20 protein-coding genes and 1 pseudogene are annotated in these 25,005 nt (G+C 60.6%); 9 read left to right on the plus strand and 12 right to left on the minus strand.

From position 1 onward, the window contains the following. Positions 1-2: 2 nt before the first annotated feature. Positions 3-1,172 carry an efflux RND transporter periplasmic adaptor subunit gene (locus M3484_RS11145; RefSeq protein ID WP_171909649.1) on the minus strand — a complete coding sequence of 390 codons (1,170 nt, stop codon included), beginning with the start codon at positions 1,170-1,172 and terminating at the stop codon, positions 3-5. A gap of 227 nt (positions 1,173-1,399) precedes the next feature. After that, positions 1,400-1,792, minus strand: a complete 393-nt coding sequence (locus M3484_RS11150) for an ATP-binding protein (protein WP_349306272.1) — start codon at positions 1,790-1,792, stop codon at positions 1,400-1,402. Between the two features lie 241 nt (positions 1,793-2,033). Between M3484_RS11150 and M3484_RS11155 the strand changes: the two genes are divergently transcribed. Further along, the gene (locus M3484_RS11155; protein WP_249496916.1) at positions 2,034-2,375 is read left to right on the plus strand and encodes a hypothetical protein; all 342 of its coding nucleotides are present in this window, start codon (positions 2,034-2,036) and stop codon (positions 2,373-2,375) included. Between the two features lie 46 nt (positions 2,376-2,421). On the opposite strand, the gene M3484_RS11160 is transcribed toward M3484_RS11155, so the two are convergent. Beyond that, complete coding sequence (locus M3484_RS11160; RefSeq protein ID WP_249496917.1) at positions 2,422-4,071, minus strand: TroA family protein; 1,650 nt, start codon at positions 4,069-4,071, stop codon at positions 2,422-2,424. Between the two features lie 183 nt (positions 4,072-4,254). Between M3484_RS11160 and M3484_RS11165 the strand changes: the two genes are divergently transcribed. Beyond that, positions 4,255-6,768, plus strand: a complete 2,514-nt coding sequence (locus M3484_RS11165; protein WP_249496918.1) for a hypothetical protein — start codon at positions 4,255-4,257, stop codon at positions 6,766-6,768. A gap of 141 nt (positions 6,769-6,909) precedes the next feature. Here the strand turns inward: M3484_RS11165 and M3484_RS23980 are convergent. After that, positions 6,910-7,092: pseudogene (locus M3484_RS23980) on the minus strand (BapA prefix-like domain-containing protein); the annotation flags it as partial. 608 nt (positions 7,093-7,700) lie between these two features. Here M3484_RS23980 and M3484_RS11170 point away from each other — a divergent pair. Continuing rightward, a complete protein-coding gene (locus M3484_RS11170; RefSeq protein ID WP_249496919.1) occupies positions 7,701-9,554 on the plus strand; it encodes a hybrid sensor histidine kinase/response regulator in 1,854 nt (617 codons plus the stop codon). 209 nt (positions 9,555-9,763) lie between these two features. Beyond that, positions 9,764-10,408, plus strand: coding sequence for a response regulator transcription factor (locus M3484_RS11175; RefSeq protein ID WP_249496920.1), 645 nt, complete (start codon positions 9,764-9,766; stop codon positions 10,406-10,408). Positions 10,409-10,455: 47 nt separating this feature from the next. Here M3484_RS11175 and M3484_RS11180 read toward each other — a convergent pair whose 3' ends face one another. From M3484_RS11180 to M3484_RS11215, 8 genes are all read right to left on the minus strand, one after another. Next, entirely contained in the window at positions 10,456-11,757 is a 1,302-nt protein-coding gene (locus tag M3484_RS11180) for a BamA/TamA family outer membrane protein (protein ID WP_249496921.1), read from the minus strand. Between the two features lie 139 nt (positions 11,758-11,896). Next, positions 11,897-12,352, minus strand: coding sequence for a TadE/TadG family type IV pilus assembly protein (locus tag M3484_RS11185; protein ID WP_171909648.1), 456 nt, complete (start codon positions 12,350-12,352; stop codon positions 11,897-11,899). Continuing rightward, complete coding sequence (locus M3484_RS11190; RefSeq protein WP_249496922.1) at positions 12,349-12,909, minus strand: hypothetical protein; 561 nt, start codon at positions 12,907-12,909, stop codon at positions 12,349-12,351. Before M3484_RS11190 ends, M3484_RS11185 begins: the two co-directional genes overlap by 4 nt. Positions 12,910-12,918: 9 nt before the next feature. Next, positions 12,919-14,199, minus strand: a complete 1,281-nt coding sequence (locus M3484_RS11195; RefSeq protein WP_249496923.1) for a type II and III secretion system protein family protein — start codon at positions 14,197-14,199, stop codon at positions 12,919-12,921. Positions 14,200-14,362: 163 nt separating this feature from the next. Further along, positions 14,363-15,535, minus strand: coding sequence for a beta-barrel domain-containing protein (locus M3484_RS11200; RefSeq protein WP_092902998.1), 1,173 nt, complete (start codon positions 15,533-15,535; stop codon positions 14,363-14,365). Further along, positions 15,532-17,661 carry a type I secretion system permease/ATPase gene (locus M3484_RS11205; RefSeq protein WP_249496924.1) on the minus strand — a complete coding sequence of 710 codons (2,130 nt, stop codon included), beginning with the start codon at positions 17,659-17,661 and terminating at the stop codon, positions 15,532-15,534. The genes M3484_RS11200 and M3484_RS11205 overlap by 4 nt, the downstream gene beginning before the upstream one ends. Positions 17,662-17,699: 38 nt before the next feature. Next, positions 17,700-18,875: a TolC family protein gene (locus M3484_RS11210; protein ID WP_171909646.1), complete on the minus strand. Its 1,176-nt coding sequence runs from the start codon at positions 18,873-18,875 to the stop codon at positions 17,700-17,702. Positions 18,876-18,971: 96 nt separating this feature from the next. Then, positions 18,972-19,856, minus strand: coding sequence for a hypothetical protein (locus M3484_RS11215; RefSeq protein ID WP_092902992.1), 885 nt, complete (start codon positions 19,854-19,856; stop codon positions 18,972-18,974). A gap of 427 nt (positions 19,857-20,283) precedes the next feature. Here M3484_RS11215 and M3484_RS11220 point away from each other — a divergent pair, with 427 nt between their 5' ends. The 5 genes from M3484_RS11220 (at position 20,284) to M3484_RS11240 (ending at position 25,003) form a co-directional block, all read left to right on the plus strand. Further along, positions 20,284-21,066 (plus strand): tetratricopeptide repeat protein, encoded by a 783-nt coding sequence (locus M3484_RS11220; RefSeq protein ID WP_249496925.1) that lies wholly within the window; start codon positions 20,284-20,286, stop codon positions 21,064-21,066. Between the two features lie 103 nt (positions 21,067-21,169). Next, entirely contained in the window at positions 21,170-21,418 is a 249-nt protein-coding gene (locus M3484_RS11225; protein WP_249496926.1) for a hypothetical protein, read from the plus strand. A gap of 137 nt (positions 21,419-21,555) precedes the next feature. Continuing rightward, positions 21,556-22,281, plus strand: a complete 726-nt coding sequence (locus M3484_RS11230) for a CpaB family protein (RefSeq protein WP_143040557.1) — start codon at positions 21,556-21,558, stop codon at positions 22,279-22,281. A gap of 122 nt (positions 22,282-22,403) precedes the next feature. Further along, entirely contained in the window at positions 22,404-23,606 is a 1,203-nt protein-coding gene (locus tag M3484_RS11235) for a CpaE/TadZ family protein (RefSeq protein ID WP_249496927.1), read from the plus strand. Further along, entirely contained in the window at positions 23,606-25,003 is a 1,398-nt protein-coding gene (locus M3484_RS11240) for a TadA family conjugal transfer-associated ATPase (RefSeq protein ID WP_092902982.1), read from the plus strand. The genes M3484_RS11235 and M3484_RS11240 overlap by 1 nt, the downstream gene beginning before the upstream one ends. Positions 25,004-25,005: the final 2 nt, after the last annotated feature.

Consider the following 25,005-nt stretch of genomic DNA (forward strand, 5'->3'; position numbering starts at 1 on the left):
GCTCAGCGCCCCACCAGCGAGACCGTTGCGCCAGCCTGCAACCGCTCCAATTTCAGGGCCACGATGGTATCGCCGGGGCTGAGGCCCGAAACTATCTCGACCACGCGCCCCCGGTTCCAGCTGCGGCCCGCTTCGACCGGCTGGCGGCTCGCTTTGTCGCCGGTGATTTTCAGGACATAGGTGCCCGCGTCATCTTCGCGAAGCGCGTCAGCGGGAATACCGATCCCGTCAGTCGCTTCCTCAAGCACCAGCGTGCCAGAGGCGAACATGCCGCCTTTCAGCAGCCCATCGGCATTCTCGATCCGTGCGAAAACCGGCAGCACGCGCGTGCCTGCTACGGCGACAGGGGCGATCCGGTCAATGACACCTTCGAAATGATGATCGGCAAGACCGTCAACCACCAGATCAACCCGCTGGCCGATGCGCAGCCGTGGCGCATGTACCGCCGGCACGCCGCCCTCCAGATCCAGCGCGGTCATGTCAACCAGCCCGAGAAGCTCGGTGCCGATGGTGACATAGGTGCCGGGATCGACGGAACGGGCCGAGATCACACCCGCGAAAGGGGCCGTGATCTTTGCCTTGGAGAGGTCATCTTCGGCGGTCTCGACCTGGCGCATCAGCGCGGTGTAATTCGCCTCGATCTGGCTGAGATTGGCTGCTTCGGTCTCAAGCGCAGAGGTCGAGGAAACACCCCGCCGCACCAGATCGGTGGTGCGTTGCAACTGCGCCTCTGCCAGTACCAGCTGGGCGCGGGTTGCCTCGGCGGTGGCACGGCTTTGCTCCAGCCGGTTGCGCAGCGTCTCCACGTCAATCGTCGCGAGTTCGGCCCCTTCCCCAACCTGGTCTCCAACGCGGAACTTCACTGTATCGATCCGTCCCGACACCTCGGCAGGAATGGAAAGCGCCCGAGCGGGGACAAGCGAACCGGTGACCTGCACCGTATCGCTGAGCGTGCCGGTCCTGACCTCATAAAGCTCGGAGGGCAGAAGCTGCATCACCAGGGCGGCGGGCGCCTCTTCCGACGCATCCTGCGCAGCTGTGACCTCGGCCGACGGGCGCAGGAAGAACAGGCCCGCGCCAGCCGCAATCACGATCACCCCCAGCCAGATGTAGACCTTACCCCGGCGTGGCGATACTGCTGCCCCCGTGCCCGACCCATCATTCAGCGCCATGCTGTGCCCGTTCCTCATCAGGTTGCAGGGCTTGCTCTGCGCCCTGCAAAAGATTTCTGATCCTGTTGCACGCTGTTAGCGCAAAAACAGAAGTTTGCACGTGCATCTGTCCCGCCGGACCGGAGCCCCCGGCGGAAACCCGCACAAAGGCAAACCCGTAACCAACCGGAGCAGCAGAGTTAAGCACTATAATGGTGTGACCGTTTCCGGGACGCCAGTGAAACGTATCAGCGGTGGTGAAACCGACGGGAAGGCCTTTTATGGCAGACGGCCAGCCCTGTGCCGCGGGCGACATGGGTCTTGCCAGTGGCGGACGGGCCGAGGGCAATGGCACTCTCGCGACATGTGATCCGTTCGCAGCGGGTCAGCTCCTGAACCGGCATCTTGTTCAGCTTCGCGATGGCCGCAAAGTCGAAGCTGGCCAGGCTTTGGATGGTCGGGAGCTTCGCAGCCCTGATACGGCGCCCGACCTTCCGCCGTTCCAGTTCGACCGTCGCATTCGACAGGAAGGGACCGAAGTCGAGGTCCAGTCCTGGCGGACAACACTCCTCCCGGAACAGCAGGGCTTTGGCATTGCCTTTGGCCGGATGGTCGCAAAGATCCCGGATCAGGTCATACACCAAAAATCAGCTGAACAGGGATGCCCGTTTGCGGGTCGCGTCCGGCAGGATCTCTGCCACCGGGTACCGGTCATTATGGTAGAATACAGACTGGAAAACCGCACAGAGAACGCGAAGTCATCTGAAGCCGAAAACCAAACCATCAAGCAGGACCAAACTAAAGGGCATTTGACAAACTATAGTATATATCAGTATTCTTTGGCCATTCTGTGTCTGGATCTGTTGCAGGGACACCCGGTCAATGGCGATTTTTCCTCTGATGTGGCTCGTGGGCGCCGTAATCGCTGCCATCTGTTTTCTGACCGGCTTCGATCAGGTTCTGCTGATTCAGGGGATCGTAACCTGTCTCTATCTGCTGACCCTCATTCGCTGGCGCCGCCGCAGCCGTATCAGGCGTATATCGGACATGGCCCTCCGGCCGCCGGAAGAACCCGACCTGACGGATCCGGACAGGCAGGTTGAGTTTCACGAGACGTGCCGCAAGTTCGGAGGCGGGGATCCGGATGATCTTCAGCCGAGGCTGCTTCGCAAGGCCATGCAGATGGAACAGCGCAAGCTTCGCCTTCAGGTCACAACACTCTGATCTTCAAGGGCTTTCACCCCGGATCCCCCAAGTTCAGACCCAGAGATCAGACCCCGCCTGACCAGTTGAAATCCGCATCTCTGTCAAGTTTGAGCAATGCCATCAGGCAATGCTGCACATTATCCACCCGGATCTCGTTATTATAGGTCTCGGTGCGCAATCCGCCCATGACCATCTCGGGCCGGCTGATGTAAAACCCGTCAACCTTTCTGTCGCGAAACTGCAGCTGCCGGATCGCGCGCAAGCCGCGCCGCAAGGCTGTCGCGTAACGCTCCGCGCGCGCATCATCGCCGAGGCGATGCGCCAGGCGCCAGGCATCGGCAAGCCCTTCCATATAGACCCCGGTCGAAGAGGCATGCGGCGGCCCGAAATCCGGGCGTTCGGGATTATAGAACCGCCCCTGAAAATCCGGATGCAGCCGCCCGCCCCATTGCTGCATATGCAGGATCCAGTCATTCCGACTGAACACGAATTCCGCCAGCTCCGGCGCGCCAAGATCTTCCCACAGCATGACACAGGCCTGGCTGTGCCAGGGAACGAAGGCCGGGTTCGGATCCGCCAGATGCCAGTCGCGATAATAGCGGAAACTGGTCATACAGCGGCGGGCCAGATCCGGATCGCGGGTCTTACGGTGCAGCGTCGCCAGAAACAGCAGCGCCTCGCCCGGATAGAAATTCTGATTGTCGTTGCGATCCGGCGGCTTCAGGAAGGTGCGGAAGGCGCCGTTCTCCTGCCAGAGATGAAAGATGCCAGCGCAAAGCGCCGTGAAAACCGCCTCATATCCTGCAGGCTCGATGAGGCCGGCCTCGCGAAACTCAAGGATCGCCAGCGCCGCCAGCGCCATGGCCCCGAGCTTTGCCTTGCCTTCGAAAATGATCATGCCGAGACCATCTTCTTCCGCGTAAAACCGGTCGAGATTATAGGCCAGACTGGCCTGCGCGCCGGTGGCATCCTCGGCCGTTCCGCTGCGCATCGCAACCCGGCCGAGCGCCACGGTGGCCATAAACTGGCGTATGGTATTGTCGGCTTTCGACTCGGCGCCCCGGCTTGGCCAGTATTTATAGGTCATCCGGCCATCGGGGTGCAGATTTTGCCACATCCATCCGATCAGCCCCTCAACCGTCTGCTGCAACAAAAGCGCATCGACGGTTTCCGCCGGCTGAACCTGCCCGCCGCGCCAGAGCCTGATACATCTGTCTTCGGGAATAAGCAGCAGGAACTGATCGGCGCTGAAGCGGCGGATCCGGGCGGCCCGCGCATAGGCCTCAGGCGTGACGCGTTTCAGTTTCGCAAGCCGTTCAATCTCGCGAAAGGGCGCGCGGTTTGTGGCGATCGCACGGGTTGGTGCGACCCGTGTCAGCTTGCCGCCTGACAGGATCTCCATTCCGACAAGCCCGCGCAGGCCGTTCGGAAAGGATGTGGCCAGCGCCTCCGGCGCGACATGTTCCCAATCATGTGTCACGCAGATTTCCAGCGAATCCGGATCCGGCACCTCCGGCAGATCGGCCCGCGCCAGAGCGATGGCGGCCGCCAGATCATCGGCCTCATACCAGCCGGCCGCGATTTGCCGCCCCGCGCAACGCCAGGCCAGCCAGACCGGCGCGCCGGCAACAAGGGCAAAAGTGTCCCTGCCATGGAAACTGTCGAGGACCTGGAGGTCAGACACCGTTGCGCTGGCCTGCATCATTACTGTCACGAAAACGGCCCCTGTATTCTGTGTCGTCGTATTCTGTGTCTTCTGCGTCAGCAGTCTTCCGACAAAATCCCGCCGGCTACAAATAAAATGAGCTGCCGCATGGGGGTGCGGCAGCTCAGTGTCAGGAACGGGGGGTTGTTCCGCTCCTGAGGGAGCTCTCAGTTACGAGAGCAGGGCGCCAGCATGGCTGTCATCTTCCAAGAGGGTGCTGCTACCCCCGAAGAGACCGCCAAGAAGGCCACCATTCCCACCCAGCAGGCCGCCGACAAGGCCGCCAACCAGACCATTATCTCCCAGCAAGCCGCCAACCAGGCCATCGTCGCCCAGCAGACCACCAACGAGGCCGTTGTCACCGAGGATCGGCTCCAGAAGGCCACCGAGGAGGTCACCGTCGCCGCCGAGGAGACCGCCGACCAGGCCATTGTCACCAAGGACCGGCTCCAGAAGGCCTCCGAGGAGATCGCCGTCGCCGCCGAGGAGACCGCCAATCAGGCCATTGTCACCGAGGACCGGCTCCAGAAGGCCGCCGAGGAGGTCGCCGTCGCCGCCAAGGAGACCGCCGACCAGGCCATTGTCACCAAGGACCGGCTCCAGGAGGCCACCCAGAAGGTCGCCGTCGCCGCCAAGGAGACCGCCAATCAGGCCATTGTCACCGAGGACCGGCTCCAGAAGGCCACCGAGGAGGTCACCGTCGCCGCCGAGGAGACCGCCGACCAGGCCATTGTCACCAAGGATCGGATCCAGAAGGCCGCCGAGGAGATCACCTTCACCGCCGAGGAGACCGCCGAGAAGGCCATTGTCACCAAGGATCGGATCCAGAAGGCCGCCGAGGAGATCGCCTTCACCGCCAATGAGACCGCCGACCAGGCCGTGGTCACCAAGGATGCCGTCCAGCAGACCGCCGCTTGCGCCACCCAACAGCCCGCCAAGGAGGCCACCGCCGCCCAGAAGACCGCCCAGCAGGCCGTTATTCCCGAGCAGACCGCCGAGCAGGCCGCCGTCACCGCCCAAGAGACCACCGAGAAGACCGTCATCGCCGAGCACTGCGTCAAGGAGACCGCCACCTTCTCCGCCAAGGAGACCCCCCAGCAGACCGCCGTCGCCGCCGAGCAGACCGCCCAACAGACCGCCTTCACCGCCCAGGAGGCCACCAAGCAGGCCGTTCTCGCCGATGAGGCCGCCAAGCAGGCCACCATTGCCGCCGACGATACCGCCGAGCAGGCCACCCAGCAGACCGTCATCCCCCAACAGATCGCCGAGGAGGCCGTCGAGCAAGCCGGTCAGCAAACCGCCGCCGCCGCCTTCACCGCCACCAAGGACACCTGCGAGCAGACCGTCGACCAGGGTCGAGACCGCGCCAAGCACATCGCCGCTGGTCAGATCCGTGACTGCGCCGTCAAGGCCGCCGAGCAGGTTCTCAAGCAGATCGTGCACCCCTTCCAGGGCCTCGCCAATCAGGGCGCCTTCCTGCAACAGGGCCGCATCAACCGCGGTGAGGACCGCTCCGAGCGCTCCGGCAACATCCAGGCTGTCCAAAGCGCCGAGGGCTTCGGCAAGACCAGCTGCCAGAGCCGCAGCTGCCACCGCAGTGCCGCCTTCCAGATGCGGGATCAGGCCGCCGGCTTCGCCGCTTGCCGGATCACCGCCCAGGATACCTTCGACCAATGCGGCCAGAAGGTTGCCTGCACCGGCCAGAGGCGTGCCGTTTTCAAGCCCCTCAAGCAGTGCCGCCAGCCCGGCTTCAACGCTGGAGACCAGCTCAGCGACCGCGTCTCCGGCAGTGTCGAGCAGGCCATTCTCACCACCCAGAACGGTTGCCACAGTGTCAAGCAGACCATTCACCGTCGCGCTGACATCAGCATTGCCGAGATTGGTCAGAGCGTCGCTGATGCCGTTCAGCAGGGCTGGAGCGATTGTGCTGACGCCTTCGAGAACTTCGCCAAGAACCGAGTTCCCATCGCCGTCGCCATCGCCGTCGCCATCGCCGTCGCCATCGCCATCGCCATCGCCGTCGCCATCGCCATCGCCATCGCCATCGCCATCGCCGTCGCCATCGCCATCGCCATCGCCGTCGCCATCGCCATCGCCATCGCCATCGCCATCGCCGTCGCCATCGCCATCGCCGTCGCCATCGCCATCGCCATCGCCATCGCCATCGCCATCGCCATCGCCGTCGCCATCGCCGTCGCCATCGCCATCGCCATCGCCGTCGCCATCGCCGTCGCCATCGCCGTCGCCGTCGCCATCGCCGTCGCCATCGCCGTCGCCATCGCCGTCGCCATCGCCATCGCCGTCGCCATCGCCGTCGCCATCGCCATCGCCGTCGCCATCGCCATCGCCGTCGCCGTCGCCATCGCCATCGCCGTCGCCGTCGCCATCGCCGTCGCCATCGCCATCGCCATCGCCGTCGCCATCGCCGTCGCCGTCGCCATCGCCGTCGCCATCGCCATCGCCGTCGCCATCGCCGTCGCCGTCGCCGTCGCCATCGCCATCGCCGTCGCCATCGCCGTCGCCATCGCCGTCGCCGTCGCCATCGCCGTCGCCATCGCCGTCGCCGTCGCCATCGCCGTCGCCATCGCCATCGCCATCGCCATCGCCGTCGCCATCGCCGTCGCCATCGCCGTCGCCATCGCCGTCGCCATCGCCGTCGCCGTCGCCATCGCCGTCGCCGGGCGCGGCATCGCTGCTGCCGGATGAGGCGAGGATCCCGATGCCAGCCAGGCCGGCAGCACCAAGAGCGATCATTTCCTCATTGGTCATGGCCGAGCCGATGCCATCGACGGCTTCTTCGACGGTCTGCGAATTGCCATCAACACCGCTGAATGTGCCATCTTCATAGAGAAGACGGCTTACTTCGCCATTCGGTCCTTTGACAAAGAAGTCGGTGATAATGATGCTTTTGCCGTCGACCAGCCGGACAACCAGATTGTCGCCCTCCCGGACGAATTTCTGTACCTGGTCCTGCCGGGCTGTGACCCGGAAGTCAGTGGGCTTGTCAGCGTTGATGCGAATGGGTCCCATCGTTCTTCGTCCTAGATTGGTTTGTTACGTTTGTTGGATCAGGCGGCGCTTGCTGCGCCCGCTGTCTCATGGATGTGCTGCAGCCCAATTCCGACTAGAGCGGCCCCCAGAACCGCAGCACATCCCGCCCCCTGGGCGATGAAGAGGGCGGGCAACCAGCCCCCGCCCAAAGCAAAAACAACCCCTGCCACAAGAATTTCCGTAAGCACTGCGAGAGCGAGTATAAAAATTATCATCTCATCACACCCTTGGTTGATCATGGCATCGTAGGGGTTAGTATGACACTACGAAAGTATGTATGATTGATATTGGGTAGGTATGTCAATCAGGATGAGGGCAAAGGCCCTGGCCGGGCAGCACCTGGTGCCATCGGAATGACCCCGATTTCCCTGCTCTGGTGGACATCTCTTGAAAATCACCCGTATCCAGGGGTTCCTGGTTGTGATTTGCCTGATAAAACAACCTCAGGAAGAACAGTGCTTCCCGAAAAAGGAAACAATTAACCCCTTGTCATTCGGTATTTTGCTGACACAAGCCGCCTGCAAGGGCCTGAGCGTTGAAGACTGAACCACGAAGAAACACATTCGGCAGATCTTAAGGAGTATGACGTGATTCCTCCCCAGGTGGCGCACCAGCCGGCACAGACCAAAGCGGATTCCGCCGTCAACATCCTGGATCTGCTTGCTGCGGTTATCGCGACCGACAGCCGCGCCACGGCAATATTTGCGGATAGCGGAGACCTCCTGCTTGCAAATGCTGTGGCGGGAGCCGCGAAAGTCGCGCAATGGCACAGGTTTGGCAGGTCGGCGGACTGGGCCGGCGCACGCGATGAAGCGCAGGCACGCGGAAGCTGCAGCGTCAGCCCCTCCGATGAAGAGACTGCGGATCTGCACGTCATTCCGGCGGAAACCGGGCTCGCCCGCTATTATCTGATGCGCGTCACCAGTGGCACCCTGTCTGCCGAGGACCGCTCGCTTTCAGAGCGCATCACAGATATGGCCCATGATCTGCGCGCGCCGCTGCAATCGCTGATCATTGCGGCGGATGGTCTTAAAGACGCCAGAACCCAGGATGGGCGAGAGGCCGAGCTTGGCGCCCTCGCACAGCTTGCCATTGATCAGGTCGCCAATCTGCTGGAAACGGTGCGGATGGACGGGGTATCGGCAGATACGGAACCGCGGGTCGATTTCGATCTGATCGCCGTCGTGCGCGAAACGGTCCGCCTGCTCGACCCGATCTGCCGGCGCAGCAATAACTTTATCCTGGCCGAGCTGCCCGAAGGTGAGGCCTGGCATAGCGGCGGACCGCATCTGTTGCGCGCGGTGTTGCAAAACCTGATCACAAACGCGAACCGTTTCAATATGAACGGCCCCATTACCGTAAGGCTGAAAATCGCGGCCACCGAAGGCAGCTTTGAAAGTCTTGTGACGCTGGAAGTCGAAGATGTCGGGCCGGGCTTCACTGAGGCCGAGCGCAAGCTGGTGCTCAGCCCCGGCACCGCTGGACGGCCCCTCCAACCGGGCAGCAAAGACGGCTACGGGCTCGGGCTTGGTATTGTGTCCCGGGCGGTCAGCCGCCTGCGCGGCCGGATCGAATTGGGACAGGGCAAAGAACGCGGCGCACTTTTCCGCATCACCTTTCCGCTCACCGGCGCCAGGGCACGGGACGATCAGCGCGGGGATCAGATCCCGGACCGTCCGGAATTCATCAGTCTTGCCGGTCTCAGGATCCTTGTCGTCGAGGACAATCCCGTAAATCTCGCAATCCTGTTGCGGACATTGACCGATGCCGGCGCGGAAGTTGAGGGCGTCGTCAACGGTATGGATGCGCTTCTGCGGGTCAGATCAAAGAAAGATCAGATCGATGTTGTTCTGCTGGACGTCACTTTGCCCGATATCGACGGGATCGAAGTGGCGCGCCAGATCCGCAGCGAAGAAAGTGCCGGACAACATCTTCTTATCGTCGGGCTTACGGCACATGTCGGCTCGGTGATCCACGGATCCGGCCTCGCTGCGGGGATGGATCATATTCTTATCAAACCCGTGCGCCCGTCTGAATTACGCCTCGCTCTCAGGGATGCGAAAGAAGGGACACGGCCCCGCCAACAGGCCATCAACAGAATGCAGACGCCCGAGACCATGCTGAACAATGCACTTGTCCTTGAACTGACCGCAGAAATGGGACGCCCTGCAACGCTTGTCTTCATGCAGCGCGCGCTTGAAGAGGCGCGCGAGGTCTTTGACCTCGCCCGCAGCCCGGAAATCCCCGAAAATCTGCGGGCACGAATCCATTCAGCGATCGGGTCTGCCGGTCTTACCGGGCTGGCAGGGGTCGAATACGCACTTCGGCGCTTGCAGATCGACGCCCGCGTGGGGCTATGCGATGCCGCGACGCTGGATCTAGCGGAAGAGATGGCACATAGTACGGAAGTTCGGTTGCAGCAGTATGCAGCCGAAAGCTGACGGTAATCCCGATCATAAGTCTTAAGTTTTGTTCGACCGGCGAGGTCACTGCCCAAAAAGAGAAGCTGTCGAACCGCTGGGCCGGATCCCCGCTTAAAGTCTTGACAATTCTCTCTTCTGAGCATGTGATTTTTACAGACGTTTATCCAATCGTCGCAGTCGGCGGTATTCACCTGGCAGGGCAATTCTGACAGGGCAATGAGAGAGACATGATGAGTGAAAACAATCCGGCACCTGCGCCGCTCAGCGTGCTCATCGCCGATGACCATACCCTGATCCTCGAAATCATCGGCCTGGTGCTGGAGAACAGCCCGGATATCAAGCTCAGCACCGCGGTCTCGATCGATGGTGCAATCGAACAGCTGAAGAAAAACGGCGAATTCGACCTCATCCTGCTGGATCTCGACATGCCCGGGATGCATGGGGTCGAAACACTGAAGCAGATCACCGCATTGAATGCGGGGAAGCCGGTCGGCATCATCACCGGGGGCCCTACCCCGCGTGTTGTCGATGAGATGACCCGGAATGGCGCGGCCGGCCTGGTTCCGAAGACCACTTCGATGAAAAGCCTCACAAATGCCATTCGCTTCATGGCGGCAGGAGAGCGCTATTTCCCGCTTGAGCTGATCCAGGAGAATAAAGCCACACAGAAGGCTTTCGTCTCGCCTCTTTCAGACCGCGAGGTCTCGGTGCTCAACCTCCTGGCCGATGGCATGCCCAATCGGGAAATCGGCGAAAATCTGGGGCTGGCCGAAGCGACCGTCAAAATGCATGTGAAATCGATCTGCCGCAAGCTGGGAGTCACAAACCGGACCCAGGCGGTTATCCAGGCGCGTAATCTGAAACTCGCCTGAACGCATTCTGTCCGGCTGCGGCAGATCTGCTGCCGCAGCCGGATTTCTCAGAATGATGTGCTGAAACTGATACCGAAGCTCTGCCTGTCATCGCCATCCAGGTAGTCGACCGGTTTGGCCACAAAGAGCGACACCGGTATATTGCCCAGATCGAGTGTCAGCGAAACGCCGACCGAACTGCGGATATACTTCCCGTCATCGACAGTGCCACCCAGCGTATCATCCAGCCCCCAGGCCGACCCGATATCCGCAAAGACACCAATGCGCCCGGTGGTGCCGAGCAGCTGATCGATCTCGCGCTGCAGCTCGACACTGGTCACATAGTAATTATTGGCGCCGAGGAACCAGTCGCCGTCTTTCGGGCCAATGCCGCGCGGCGCGAAGCCCCTGAAATCGGCCCCGCCGACGAAGAAACGGTCAACCGCGCGTGTGTTATGACCATTCTGGCCGGAAACAATACCGCCGCGCAGACCGACGAGCAGCGATGTCTTCTCTGCCAGCGCAAAGCGCGCATCCGCCTCGATCCGGGTCTCATATGTCTTCTGATCGGTGCCAAGCCCCCAGAAATACTGGTCCAGTGACAGCGAAAGCCCGGTCACGAAACCAGCCCCGCCATTCTTCGAGGGGTTGGACGAATAGCTGACGCCAAGGCGGACATAGGGTGCGTCAATGACCCCCATCTCACGGCCAAAAAGCACGCTGGAGCCCGCGGCCACATCCGTCATATCGTCGCGGCGATAGCCGATCCCCAGTTCGGCCCGGCCGCCCTCTGCAAAGGGAAGGGCCAGATATGGCTCGACCAGCACCCGCTTTGCAACAAACCCCTGATCACTGTAGCTGGTCTTGCGCATTTCGGTATCAATCCCGAAATCCAGATCGCCAAAGGCATCCGCGCGATAAAGCGATGTACGGAAAGACTGCACCTCTTCGGCGAACCGCAGATCAATCGAACCGAAGGTGCCCGGGAACAGATTGTAGCGCTCGAAGTAAAGGTTGAGCGTCGCGCCATCGCGGCTGTCATAAGCCAGACCGACCTCAACCCGACCGGGGCGGTCATTCAGCTCGCTGACCTCGACCACAAGGGTCGCGCCCTCGCCCCGCACCTCTACGCTGCGAAACTGACCGCTGCTCATCAGGCATTCCTGGACCGCGCTCATATCGGAGGAATCATATTCCCCCGCTACGACCTCACAGGCAGCCGCTATGTCACCGGCTGCAATGAACTCGGCACCCCGAACCTCAACCGCCGTATAGGGCCGTGCCTGAAGGCTGCCGACAAAAACGGATCCCGCAGCAGCCGCGATCAGAACAGCAGGCGCTGCACGTTGCAGGTTCAGGAAGACAGCCATCAGATATTCCCCTCAGTGGCAGCTGAAGATGAGGTGGGGAATCGGCAGAGGGGATTCCCGCAATCCGATGTCTGATAAATCAATCATACGTTGCATGCACCCGATTCCTGCCGCGCATCAGGTGCAAATTGTCAGATCGTCAGAGTTTGATGGCAGAAATACGGGTGATGATGCCCAGATCAACGCCAAAGGTCTGCCCCAGCGACTGCACAAAGCTGCCCGCGAAATTATACGTCACCTTCACGGTGACAAAGCCGTTCGCATCCGGTGCACCAGGGCAGGGCAGAACTGTCAGATCCGCCGGGTCAAGCAGCACCGATTGCCGGACCAGCACACCCATCAGGATCTCGTCATCGGCCAGGGCCTTGCAAACATCTGCGGGCGGCGTTGCGCGGCTCAGACGGCCAATGGATTGTCGCGCAAGTTCATGCGCCAGCTGCTGCACATCGCTTGCGGTCGCAATCAGAAAACTCACGAATACAATAAGGAACAGAAAGGCGAGAAACAGCGGGAAAATAATCACGAATTCGATGGTGATCGCACCATCTTCGCGCCTCGCCCAGGATCTGGCGGCTCTGAACAGATCCAGTTTCACGGTGCAAACCCTGCCTGTTGTGTTTTTGCCGGAGGCAAATATCTTGCCCCCTTATCCGGCATGAAAACATCCGCAGGATACGCAATCATGGCCGCAAGATTTCTGGCCGAGGCGCATCCCGCCTCGCCCGTGCCGCCTTTACACGTCACATTCACCCCGGTTACCCGAACCACCCGGATGATCCCCTGCGGCTCTGATTGCGGCAATTCGCGCAGATCATCGTCCTGGATAAAGCGGACCCGTGCAGGATAGGCGGCAAAAATCTGGCTGAGCGTCTTGCGCCGGCCTGCATCGCGTTCGGGCAGGCGGTTTTTCGGCACAGAGACCACCAGAGTATCCTGGCTGGTCAGGCCCAGTTTATCCAGAAAGGTACGGATCCGCTTCTGCTCGGCCGCACCGATATCGGTCGAACAGGACAGGAAGGAATAGGGCAGAACTGCCTCATGCGTTTGCGCAGAAATACGCTCGGTCGGGCCTTGCGGCAATGCGGCGCCACAGGCTGCCAAAAGCCCTGCTGTCAGCAAGGGCACGAAAATGCGGGTGAATCTGATCTGCACTGTCCGTTCCTATTGCAGCATGAACCCACCCCGGCGGACCTTTGACTGGCCCTTTTCGCCGGGACGGATCGTTTTGCTCATTTGTCCGGTCACAAGCTGCTCAATGGCGCCACTTGCGGGCTTCACCTCATCGACCGGAGTGCGCAGGTTGTTCGGGCTGGTCGGCTTCACCAGATAGGGGGTCACAATGATGACCAGTTCGGTTTCGCCCTTCTTAAAGCTCGAGGACCTGAACAGCGCCCCAAGGATCGGAAGATTAACGAGACCGGGAATACCGCTCAGCGATTGTGCGGTATCCGCCTGGAACATGCCGGCAATGGCAAAGCTCTGACCGCTGCCGAGTTCCACCGTGGTTGTCGCGCTGCGCTCGGAGAGAGCGCGCCCGGCTTCAGTGGAGTTGGCCTCATCAACTGCGCGCACCCTGGTGTTGATCTGCAGCTGGATCTGGTTCTGATCAAATACGGTCGGGGTGAATTCCAGCTCTACACCGATGGATTCAAAGGTGGTCGAGATCTTTCCGTCCGCATCGGTATTCCTGTAGGGGATCCGTCCACCGGCCAGAAAGGTCGCCGCCTCGCCGGAACGGGCGGTCAGGTTTGGCTCAGACAGGATGGTGACCAGCCCGTTGCGCGCCAGAGCGTCAAGCACCAGGTTGATATTGCTGCTACCGGCACCGACATTTTTATCAATGCCGCCGAGCCGTGACTCGACACGCGGTCTATTTTCGGCACGCGCAGCAGTCAGGCTGAGGCCGAGGTCCTCGCTGACGGTGCGGGAGACTTCGGCGATCCGAACCTGGAGATTGACCTGAGACGCCGATTCGACTTCGAGCCGGTTTACGATGATTGCACCATCGCCAAGCAATGCCGCCACAACATCGGCGGCGGTTTCGGCATCATCGATGCTGCGCACGCGGCCGCTGAGAAAGACCGCGCCCTCGACGGTTTTCACCGAGACCGAGCCACCGCTGATCGAGCTTTGCGCGGCCGAGGCGAGCCGGGCGGCATCGATCCCGACGGAAATGGTGGTGCTGAGAATCTGCTCGTCATTCTCGCCCAGAACGAAAAGGTTAGACTCACCGATATTCCGGCCGACGATGTAGAGATAGCGGGCCGATTGCAGATCGATCTCGGCAACATTCGGGTTGGAAAGGAAAACTGCGGTCGCAGGCTCTTCGAGCTTGATGAATTTCGCCTCGGACACGTTCAGAGAGAGCCCCCCTCGCCCGGCGCTCCAGACTTCCTGGGCAAAGCTCGGCGCCACTGCGGCAACGGTCAGAAAAAACGACATCACGGCCGATAGCCCCATGCCTGCCATTAATCTTTCTCCCCCGCAGTCGCGTTATTACGCCGTTGTCTGTCACATCGTATCGGCTACAGCGCGATACGCGAATACCATAACGCGATATCCAGCGGGATTACAAATACCACTGGTTGTATTACCTACAATTTAATCAACGCAGCTGAGCGCGTAAAATCGGCCGCGTCAGATAGCTCAGCACCGAACGCCGACCGGATTCAATGTCGACCTGCGCCACCATGCCGGGGCGGATCGGCAATTCCTCACCATTTCGTTCAAGATAGCTTTTCTCGGTGGTGACCATCACCCGGTAATAGGCCTGAACACCATTTGCCGTTTGTTCATCGACCGTATCACCACTGATCTGCGAGACCGTTCCCCTGAGATCCCCATAGGTCGAGAAATCATAGGCAGTGATCTTGACGCTGGCAGGCATTCCGGGCGCGATAAAAGCCACGTCCCGCGGAGAAACCTTTGTCTCGATCATCAGCTGATCGTCGATGGGGGTCACTTCCATGATGGACTCCCCGGGCTGCACGACACCGCCCAGCGTGGTGATATTGACGTTATTGACGCGCCCGGAAACCGGCGATCTGATCTCGGTCCGGTCAAGCTGGTCCTGTTTCTGGATCATCTGCTGTTCCAGCACCACAAGCCGACCCTTTTTCGCAACCAGATCGCGATAGGCTTCCTGCACATAGTTATTGCGCAACTCGCTGATCCGCCCCTGCAGCTCGGCCTCCTGCTGCTGAAGCCGCAGCAGATCGACCTTACTCACAGATCCCTGTTTCGCCAGCGGCTCGGTGATGTCGATCTGACCGATGATCGCGGCGCGTTCCGCCTCAGCCGCGCCGATAGATTCATTCAGCTTGGTGCGGCGGGCCTGAAACAGCCGCAGTTCATTGGCCCGGGCCTCGCCATCCGCATCACCGCTGAATTCGATCTTGTCGCTTTCCATCACCTCGGCTTCGAGACGGGCGATTTCGGCGCGCAGCGTATCGATCTCGGCAGTTGTTTCCAGAAAGGCCGAGCGAAAGCGCGTCGCGTCGATCTTTGCGATGGCCTGCCCTTCCCGGACGATGTCACCTTCATGCACCAGCAATTCCGACAGAATGCCGCCTTCGAGGCTCTGGATCGTCTGCATCCGGCGCAGAGGAACCACGGTTCCGTCGCCACGGGTGATTTCATTGATCTGCGCAAAAGCAGACCAGATCACCGCGATCAGCAGCGATGCCGAAACAATCCAGACCGTATGGCGGGCCGTGACCATGGATTTACGACGGAAACTTCCGTCGAGATAATCCGGCTGTAAATCTGTCTGTGTCATTTGACAGCCTTCACCTGCTGGGTCGACGAGGCGCGTGCAAGATCCATGATCTTGCCAAGCGCATCATCATGCGCGATTGCGCCGTCTTTCAGAACAACCGCGCGTTCTGTCAGAGCCAAGAGTTCGCGCTTATGCGTTGCGATGATCGCAGTGCGGCCTGCCAGCCAGGTTTTCAGGAATTGCACGACATGCTGTTCGGTCATGTGATCGAATGCCGCCGTTGGTTCGTCCAGGATCACCACCCTCGGATCCTGCAAAATGATCCTGGCAAGGCCGATGGCCTGACGCTGCCCGCCCGAGACATTGGCATTGCTGTAAAGCGCCATATCAAGACCGCGGACATGACGGCGGACATGGCGTCCCAGCCCGACGGCATCCAGCGCCTCGAACAGCTCTTCGTCACTGTGGAGCCCGTGATCAAGCTGCAGGTTCTCGCGCAGCGTGCCCTGAAAGAGCGCCGCGCTTTGCGGCAGATAGCCGATCTGGCGACGGCGGTCGATCGGATCGATCTGCGCCAGTGACAGGTTATCAAGCAGAACCGAGCCCGATGCCGGATCTGTCAGACCGGCGATCAGCCGCAGGAAGGTCGATTTGCCTGCCCCGTTTCCTCCCAGAAGCGCAATATGTTCGCCGCCCCTGATGGTGAGGCTTTTGATGTTCAGAACCTCGCCGCTTTCCTTGTCATGGGCATAGGTGGCATCCGTCACCTGATAGCTGCCGCCAATCTGCTGGGCGCGCAGATAATGGCGGTCCGCCGGGCGTTCCACCGGCATTTCCATAATCTTGTCCAGGTTGTCCATTGCGGCCCGAACCTGCTGCCAGCGGGTCAGAAGCCCGGCAACCTGACCGAGCGGCGCCAGCGTCCGGCTGGTCAGAAGCGTACAGGCGATCAGACTGCCGGTGGTCATATTACCGGCCGCGATCTGATAGACCCCAACCACCACGACCAGCCCGTAGCAGAGCTGCTGCGTGGAAGAGGCAATCTGCATCAGGAATGTGGTCTGCTCGCGCGCCTTCACGCCGGTTTCGGCCATGGTCGCTGTCAGCTGCACGTAAGCGCGGTGAAGCCGCCCCTCGGCCCGCGCCGCCTTCACCGTTTCCAGATTGGAAACCGCTTCCAACAGAAGGCCGTTCAGGGCAGCGCTTTCCCGGGTATTCTGGCGGGAGAGCGTTGCCAGCTTGCGCTGCATCAGCAGCCCCGGCCCTACCATCAGCACGCCGCCGAACAATACGACAAAGGCAACCGGGCCGCCGATATAGGCGATGATGCCGATAAAGATCAGCACGAAAGGAATGTCACAGATCGCCGACGCCGTACCCGAGGTGAAAAACTCGCGGACGGTCGAGAAATCCCGCACCTGGTTGGCAAAAACCCCGGTCGAACGCGGCTGATGCGACAGGCGAAGATTTGCGACCTGTTCAAACAGCCGTGCCGAAAGGGTCAGGTCAAGATCACGCCCCGACAGGTCGATCAGCCGCGAGCGCATCATCCGCAGGACAAATTCCAGCAGAATGGCAAGACCGACACCGCTGGCCAGAATCCACAGCGTATCGAACACCTGGTTCGGTACAACACGGTCATAGACCTGCATCGAGAACATCGCGGTCGAGACCGCCAGCAGCGAGGCCACAAAGCTCGCAAGGAAAACATCCCGATAGATCGACATGTTTCCAAGCACCGCACCGATGATCCAGTGCCGCCTGTCCGGATCGGTCTCGCCAAGCCGCTGCGACACAACATCGACCGGTTTAGAGGCAAGGAATCGGCCACCATAGGCCTCTTCCAGCTCTGCCCGGCTTTTATGCACGCGCCCGCCACCCGTCTCCGGCAGCACAAGAACAGCGCTGGTCTCATCCAGCTGTTCAAGCAGGGCGACTTCATCATCCTTGCCAAAGACAAGAACCGGCAGCGCTTCGGGCGGGATCGAGGAAAGCGGGCCGGCGGCAATCCGGCAGCTCAGGTTTACGCGGCGCAGCGCCCGCGCACTTGCGGTGATGCTGAGGCCGCCATGCGCCTCCCGCGGCAGGCCATCGCTCAGTCGTTCGACCGAGGCCGCAATACCATGTGCCCGACAAAGCTCTATCAGGCCGAGAACGAGCGCGTCCCTGTTGTCGCTGGCAGCCATAATGTCCCGCCTGAGTGCTGGAGGTCTTTAACGTTGGATCAACGGGTACCAAACAAAAGAGAGCCTAACATACCAACGGAGTGTGCGGCAGCATATTCCGTATGTTTGCGTTCTTTGTATGTCTCAATTTTGTCCATTTCGGCTTCGTAGTGATCGCGCCCCGTGGTCAGAAGGTCGATCAGCTCTCTTTTTCCGCCGATGAACTGCTGCTCATAGGCAGCCAGAACCTCTGCTGCCCGGTCAAGCTGGCGCTGCTGCGAGGCCTCATTGCCCTGCAAAACACGAATCTGTTCGACATAAACCCGAACCGTGTTCTGAAGATCGCGCTCCGCCGCTTTCAGCCGGGCTTCGGCTGCGGCCTTGTCCTGTTCAGCCGCGACCACCGCGCGTCCGCTGAAACTGCTGGAATTCAGATCGACGCCCGCGGTGATTCCCACGGCACCACTGCGACCGCGCCCGCCGGTCAGGTCCTGACGACCCTGAGCCTGCAGGGTGATCTTCGGCTTGTTGGATGCCTTGGCGGCCTTGATCCCCTGCAGAGCTATATCGAGATCGGCCTTCGCCTCGACATAGGCCGGAGCGATCACGACCGCTGCAATGATATTGGCGCTGGATGCAAACTGGTCGGTAAAGGCCAGATTCGGCGGGATGCCCGGATTGACCACCGGCTTACCCAGCAGGAATTCCAGCTGCGACGATGTGATCGTGCGATCCGCCTGCAGCTGCGTCATCCGCTCTTCCGCACGGGCGATTTCCAGCAGCGCGCGTGCGATTTCGGAACTGTCCGAAAGCCCCGCCGAGACACGGCTGCGCGAGAAACCTTCAATCCGGTTTGCGAAATCGATATAGACCTGCGTTTTCGCGATCTTGAGATCAAGCGTCTCAATTTCCAGATACAGCTCAGAGATCTCAAGGCTGAGATCCTCAACCGCCATTTTCAGCTGTGCCACGACCTTGATCCGGCCCAGCGAGGCGGCCGCAATCCTGCTTTTGACCAGACCCCAGTCGATCAGAACCTGCGAGACAGTCACTGTCAGAGCCGGATCATCATCGGTTGTGCTGGTGGCCCCCGAAACACTGAGCCGGGGCCGCTTGCCGTCTTTCGCGATCTCGATATTGGTCGTCTCGCGCGCAACAGCGTGTTGCAGCGCCTCGACCGTCGGGTCGCGCTCCGTCCCGATTCTGACCGCCTCTTTCAGAGACTGCGCCAGCACCGGTGACACTGAAAATGCACCAAGACAAAGCGCGAGAGCACCGGAACGGGCATGCCTAAACAGGGATGGAGCAAGGACCATATACAGATGCGCCGATCAGCCTTCCGGCGGGGTGTAGATCAGATCACCCAACAATGCCGAAAGAAGATCTGAGCCTGTATCATGCGAGGCGCTGCCATCTGCCGCGTCGGCCAGCAGAGAGACCGGCGCGGGAGATGTATCGCCGGCAAACAGATCGGTCTCAGCGTGGTCCGGATCAAGAATCGCCGCAAGAAGATCCGCAACATAGGGATCTGCCGGTGCATCAGTGCCGACCGTAGCGGGGGCATCTTCTGCAACAGGTTCTTCTGCAACGGTTTCTTCCGGTGCGGTCACCGGCGCAGCAGCTGCCACAGGCGCATGTGCAGGTGCGACATCATCATCATTGCCGCCGCGCAGCATAATGCCGACTGCCGGGAACATAGATGCTCCGAAAATTGCACCGTCCAGCGGCATTCCCGCAAAGAACGTACCGCCGCCGCCGGCGTCTCCGCCCGACGAGGATCCGGCATCCGCGCCCGCCGGTTCACCGCCCCCGACATTAACCTCGACCACGGTCTCACCGTCCCGAAGTGCCTCCGAAGGTTGCGCTGTCTGGGCTTTCTCTTCAACTTCCGCGACAGCGGTCTGCGCAGAAGGATCTGCCGGAACAAAGGGTTCCGGCGCAATCAGCCCGGTCACTTCGACCGCGCCTGCCGATCCGCCATCGCGCAGCCGGCTGTATTCTCCGGCAGGACCAATGACGAAGAAATCCCTGACCATGACCTCCTGCCCGTCCAGGAGTGTCACTTTCAGATCCGCCCCGGATTTCTCGTAGAAGGCGACTCCCGCAACACCGCTTCCGAAGTAAACTTCGGACGGAACCGAGAGCCGGACATCATTCGAAACGCTGCGGGTCGCAGCACCGGACTGGCCGCTTGCCGCCGTAAATATCTCAACCATGGGTATGGCCCTCCGGGGATTTTGTCACTGGCATAGGTCAGTCGGTCGATTCCCGCAATGCCATATAGAACGCAAACCCGACACGCCTCTTATCCCGGTTCGCCTGATAAAAAGGCTGCCGCAAGAAGCGGCAGCCAAGAGACGGAAACAGTAAGGCGGTTCCGCTTCCGGTAGATTCACTGCTTACCAACACCTATGGCCCGGTCATGTACATCCGACCCACTTCAGGCTCCAACACTGCTACCGGCAGTTGATTCTGCCAGATCCCGCTTAGCTTTTACCTGCATGATACAAACCTAAGAACTGATAAAGTAACTTTCGTATATGTCACTCGGTCGGACTTTGCAATATCCATAGACTCGAGGTGATGGACGTTCTGAAATCCGGCGACTAAACCTATAGTGGAATACAACTTATGAGGGCGGACATGTTTTCACGCTTGGCTGCGCTTCCGGTCATCCTGTGTGCATTGCTTGTGCTTTCCGGCTGCAGCCTGCCCGCAGTCATGGAAAAACAACCGGAAGGCGAAACCGAACAGGTTGCCGAGGCGGCCTGGTCCATCGGGGACTATGAGGAAGCCGCCCGCCTGTTCGAGCTCGCCTCTGCCAGAAATCCGAAATCGGTGACCGCCCTGGTCGGGCTTGGAAAGTCTTATACTGCGCTGGCCCAGTACAACCGGGCGCAGAATGCGCTGTTCAGGGCACGCGATCTGAACCGGCGCGCTCCCGAGGTTCACAACCAGCTTGGCAATCTCGCGCTCCAGGAGATGCATCCCAAGACCGCCATCGAGCATTTCGATACAGCTCTGCGGCTCGACCGGACCAATCTCGCGGCTCTCACCGGGAAAGCTGTCTCCCTTGACTACCTGTCCCGCCATGCAGAAGCGCAGGAGGTCTACACGCGCGCGCTGCAAACCTGGCCGACCAACTTCCCCTTGCTGAGCAACTACGCCCTTTCCCAGGTGCTGGGTGGCAATATCGGCGCCGGGATGAAGCTGATGGAAGAACTGCTGCGCGATCCTGCAAATGGCGACACCGTGCGCGCCAATCTGGCCATCGCCTATGCGCTGGACGGGCGCAGTCGCGATGCGAAAGCGATGTTGTCGGGCCTTATGTCGGACGCCGATATCGAGAAGAGCCTGCGCCATTACGCAGCGGCGCGGCAGGACTACCTTGCCGGTAAGCCGATCGGATACATGATCTTTCAGTGAAACAAGAGTTGCGTGACCTTACTTAGTATGTACCGTACAGACGACTGATCGGAATACCGCGCGAAGTGATGTTTGCGTCTTCCGGAAACGTGAGGAGGGCCAGGTGACAAGATCAGTAAGATTTGCGACCGGCCAGAGCGGTGCCATCTCTGTCGACTGGCTGGTGCTGAGCGCCGCAGCATTCGCGCTGGCCGTCGTTGCGGTGGTGCTCGTGAACAGCGGCGTTCTGGATCTGGCATCGGAAAAGCTCGCTCAGATCGTAGATGACGCAGTTGACGAAGTCGGAAATGACATCACAGATATAAACGTTAACTATACCCAGGGTTGCACGAAGCAATGCACGTCAAAATAATCGCACTGATCGCTTCCGGGATCGTCCTGGCGCTCGGCGGGGCATTCGGCACCTTTCATTATACAAGGGCCCTGGAACTCGAGCTCGCCTCGGCACGCAGCAGCTTGCGCGCCTTCGGTGATACTGTTGAGATACCCTTGGCGGCGCGCGACATCGCGCCTGGCACCGTGCTGACTGCGGAAAGCCTTGTTACAGCAAAAATTCCGGTCAGCTATCTGCCTGGCAACATCCTGCAAGGTCTGCCCGCGGTCGCAGAGGGCGAAAGCTTTGTGGCGCTGAGCGCGCTGAAAGCCGGGAACGCGATATTCGATACTGACATTGCGAAAACGGGCACAACGCCGGCAGGGGTGCTGCTGCCGGTGGGAAACGGCCGGATTTTTGCCATTACGCCGCGCAATCTGGCCGATTTCAGCGGCAAGCTTGCAAACGGCACCCGGGTCGACATTGTCTGGACCCAGGATATCGGCGCCGGAAAATCCGAGACCAGACTGATCGCGACCGGTTTGCGCGTCAGAACACCGCCCGCAAACGGGCAGCCTGCCGGGGCCGTGTCAGCGCTTGCTGACAAGCTGTTGCTGGAAGGAGAATTCACGGACGCCATTCGCGGTGTCGTGGCCAATCATCAGAGCGGCTTTATGAGCATCATCCTGTCTGATGGCAGCCGCAGCCTTGACGGTGATTTCGTGGTGTTTGGCCCGACCGACCTTGAGAAACTGCCACTGGCGGTGCGCGCATCCGGCAACCAGGACACAGGCGATTCATCCATACTCGGCAAGATCACCGGCGGGAACTCTTCCCGGGAGCGCTGTCCGACCGCAGTCATCAGAGGCGGTTCCAGATCGATTGCAGAAGTCCCATGCTGAGCAAACTCAGGGCCACACAAGAAACGCGCCTTTGCTCAATCTGCGATGGCGTCGACGCCGTGATGCTTTTTGCAGCCTGGTTTTCGCGCATTCCCCCCGGTGCGGTTCGCACGGATCTGTCGATGTCCGAGGCACTCGACCACCTGCAGCTTCATCGGGAAGACCGCTTCGACACCGTTGTTCTGGTCCCGAATGCCAGTAAGACGGCGCTGCCGCGGCTCTTGCAGGCACTTGTGGAAGAGGCAGGCCGGCACACGGGCGAAGTATTGGTCCTGCTGCCGCTGAAGTCTCGATTGCAGATCCCGGATGCCGCGCGCAAAGGGGTGAAGGTCCTTTACGGCCCCCCCTTCACCGACGCTGCCCCAGCTGACGGAGAAGACGCCCCCGCTGACGGGACAGCCGGTCCCGGACCAGACAGCGCAGCCGGTCCTGCGCCGGGCACAGGATTCTGGGGAAGGGTCTTTTCGCGCAAGGGGAAGACCAGGATTTCTGATCCCGCGCCGACCGATATAATAGTGCCGCCACCCGGACGCGATCTGCCTGACGCGCTGAAGACAATCATGGTGCTCCCCGTCTGCGGCGGCGCGGGCGCAACGACAATCGCCGTCAATCTTGCCACTGAACTGGCGCAGGCGCAGCAAGACCGCACTGTCTGCCTGATTGATCTGCATCTGCAATATGGCAATGTCGCAACCTATGCGGGCCTTACGGCGAATACGCGCATTCTTGACGCCTATCGCGGCATCGAGGCGCTCGACTCTGATGCTTTCGACATGTGTCTGCGCAGCACCGCCCCAAACCTGCACATTTTCTCGGACCCTGGAGAGATCCTGCCGGTCGACGGGATCAATGCCGCGCATTTGCGCCGTCTTGTCGGGCTCGCCCGCAATAAGGCGGATCTGGTGATTGTCGATCTGCCGCATCAGCTTCCGGACTGGAGCGGCGCCGCCTTCGATCAGGCCTCGGTCGTCCTGGCCCCTGCCCTGCTCGATGTCCGTTCCGCGCAGAACCTGGCGAAGCTGCAGGATCTTATCCGCTCCGAGGGGCTGCCCGGAGGCAAATTCCGCTGCCTGCTCAACCGCGCACCGCTGCGGCGGTCCCAGCTGTGGGAAGACTCTCTCGCCCGTTTTGAAAAGGACAATGAGTTCGGCGTGTTCAAAACCTTGCCCGACGGAGGGGATCCGGTTTCCATGGCCTGCAATGCCGGAATTCCTCTGGCCAGTCATGCGCCAGCGAATGTCTTCAGACTGGCGGTCCGCGACCTGGCCGCAGATATCCTTGCCAAGGCAGGGCCACGAGAGCTGTCCACGACGGAGGCTGGCTGATGTTTCGTAAATTTCGCGACAGCAGACTTGCAGAGCAAAACGAGGTTCCCCAGGAAAACCCGCTCAGCCATTTTCAGCCTGAAGCCGCGCTGCCGGCGGAAGTCCCCTCGGCAGAAAACCAGGCCGCACGCCAGCGCCGGCGCAAGCTGACCGAGATCCGGCAGCAGGCCCATCAGCAATTGCTGGAGGTTCTTAACCTTTCCGCTTTGGTGCAGGCCTCGGAGGCCGATATCAAAGCCGAGATTGCCGCGGTTCTGAAAGCGGTCATCCCGTCGCAAAGTGTTGCGGTGAGCCGGTCCGACCGCGACAGCCTGGTCAATGACCTTTATTATGAAGTCATGGGGCTGGGGCCGCTGGAAATCCTGCTCAATGAAGAATCCGTTTCTGATATTCTCATCAATGGACCCGAGCAGGTTTTCATCGAACAGGGCGGGCTTCTTGAACTGACCGATGTGCAATTCCAGGACGAGGCCCATCTGCGCCGCATCCTGCAAAAGATCGTCGGCATGGTCGGGCGCCGGCTGGACGAATCGACCCCTTATGTCGATGCCCGGCTTCAGGATGGCTCACGTCTCAATGCCGTGATTTACCCTATCGCGCTTGATGGCACGCTGGTTTCCATCCGGAAATTCCGCAAAGACAAGCTCAGCCTCGAACAGCTGACCTTTCTGGGCGCGATGAGCGAGAAGATGGCGATCTATCTGCGCGCCGCTGTTGCCTGCCGGCTGAATATCGTGATCTCGGGCGGGACCGGCTCGGGCAAGACCACGCTGATGAATGCGCTTTCTGCCTATATCGGCAAGCGCGAGCGCATCATCACGGTCGAAGATACCGCCGAATTGCAGCTTCAGCAAAAACATGTCGGCCGGATGGAAAGCCGCCCGCCCAATATCGAAGGCAAAGGCGCCGTCACCCAGCGGGACTGTCTGCGCAACGCCCTCAGGATGCGCCCCGACCGGATTATCGTCGGCGAGACCCGCGGCGATGAGGTGATCGACATGCTGCAGGCCATGAACACCGGGCATGACGGCTCGATGACGACGATCCATGCCAATTCGGCGCGCGACGCCACCAGCCGGCTGGAAAACATGGTTGCCATGGCCGGGATCGAGATCCCGCTGGCGGCTTTGCGCCGCCAGGTCGCCAGCGCGGTCAACCTCATCGTGCAGGTCAACCGTCTGCAGGATGGCAGCCGCAAAGTGACCTCGATCACCGAAGTGACGGGCTGTGAAGGTGATGTCCTCACCATGCAGGAACTGTTCTATTTCGAACATAGCGGCGTGACCCCCGATGGCCGTGTCGAAGGGCATTTCGCCGCGACCGGGGTACGCTCGGATTCGTCCGACCGCTTCCGCCGCTGGGGGATCACCCTGCCTCCCGACCTTTACGGGGCGTGACC

It is taken from the genome of Pseudomonas sp. GX19020 (assembly GCF_023371075.1).
Classification (GTDB): Bacteria; Pseudomonadota; Alphaproteobacteria; order Rhodobacterales; family Rhodobacteraceae; genus Pseudogemmobacter.

What these genes read in the sequence shown, in the direction of transcription:
- M3484_RS11195 (WP_249496923.1), bottom strand. Translation starts at nt 14,199, where the DNA reads ATGTCGTTTTTTCTGACCGTTGCCGCAGTGGCGCCGAGCTTTGCCCAG.
- M3484_RS11180 (WP_249496921.1), bottom strand. Translation starts at nt 11,757, where the DNA reads ATGGCTGTCTTCCTGAACCTGCAACGTGCAGCGCCTGCTGTTCTGATC.
- M3484_RS11205 (WP_249496924.1), bottom strand. Translation starts at nt 17,661, where the DNA reads ATGGCTGCCAGCGACAACAGGGACGCGCTCGTTCTCGGCCTGATAGAG.
- M3484_RS11175 (WP_249496920.1), top strand. Translation starts at nt 9,764, where the DNA reads ATGATGAGTGAAAACAATCCGGCACCTGCGCCGCTCAGCGTGCTCATC.
- M3484_RS11220 (WP_249496925.1), top strand. Translation starts at nt 20,284, where the DNA reads ATGTTTTCACGCTTGGCTGCGCTTCCGGTCATCCTGTGTGCATTGCTT.
- M3484_RS11240 (WP_092902982.1), top strand. Translation starts at nt 23,606, where the DNA reads ATGTTTCGTAAATTTCGCGACAGCAGACTTGCAGAGCAAAACGAGGTT.
- M3484_RS11200 (WP_092902998.1), bottom strand. Translation starts at nt 15,535, where the DNA reads ATGACACAGACAGATTTACAGCCGGATTATCTCGACGGAAGTTTCCGT.
- M3484_RS11235 (WP_249496927.1), top strand. Translation starts at nt 22,404, where the DNA reads ATGTCCGAGGCACTCGACCACCTGCAGCTTCATCGGGAAGACCGCTTC.
- M3484_RS11145 (WP_171909649.1), bottom strand. Translation starts at nt 1,172, where the DNA reads ATGGCGCTGAATGATGGGTCGGGCACGGGGGCAGCAGTATCGCCACGC.
- M3484_RS11155 (WP_249496916.1), top strand. Translation starts at nt 2,034, where the DNA reads ATGGCGATTTTTCCTCTGATGTGGCTCGTGGGCGCCGTAATCGCTGCC.
- M3484_RS11165 (WP_249496918.1), top strand. Translation starts at nt 4,255, where the DNA reads ATGGCTGTCATCTTCCAAGAGGGTGCTGCTACCCCCGAAGAGACCGCC.
- M3484_RS11215 (WP_092902992.1), bottom strand. Translation starts at nt 19,856, where the DNA reads ATGGTTGAGATATTTACGGCGGCAAGCGGCCAGTCCGGTGCTGCGACC.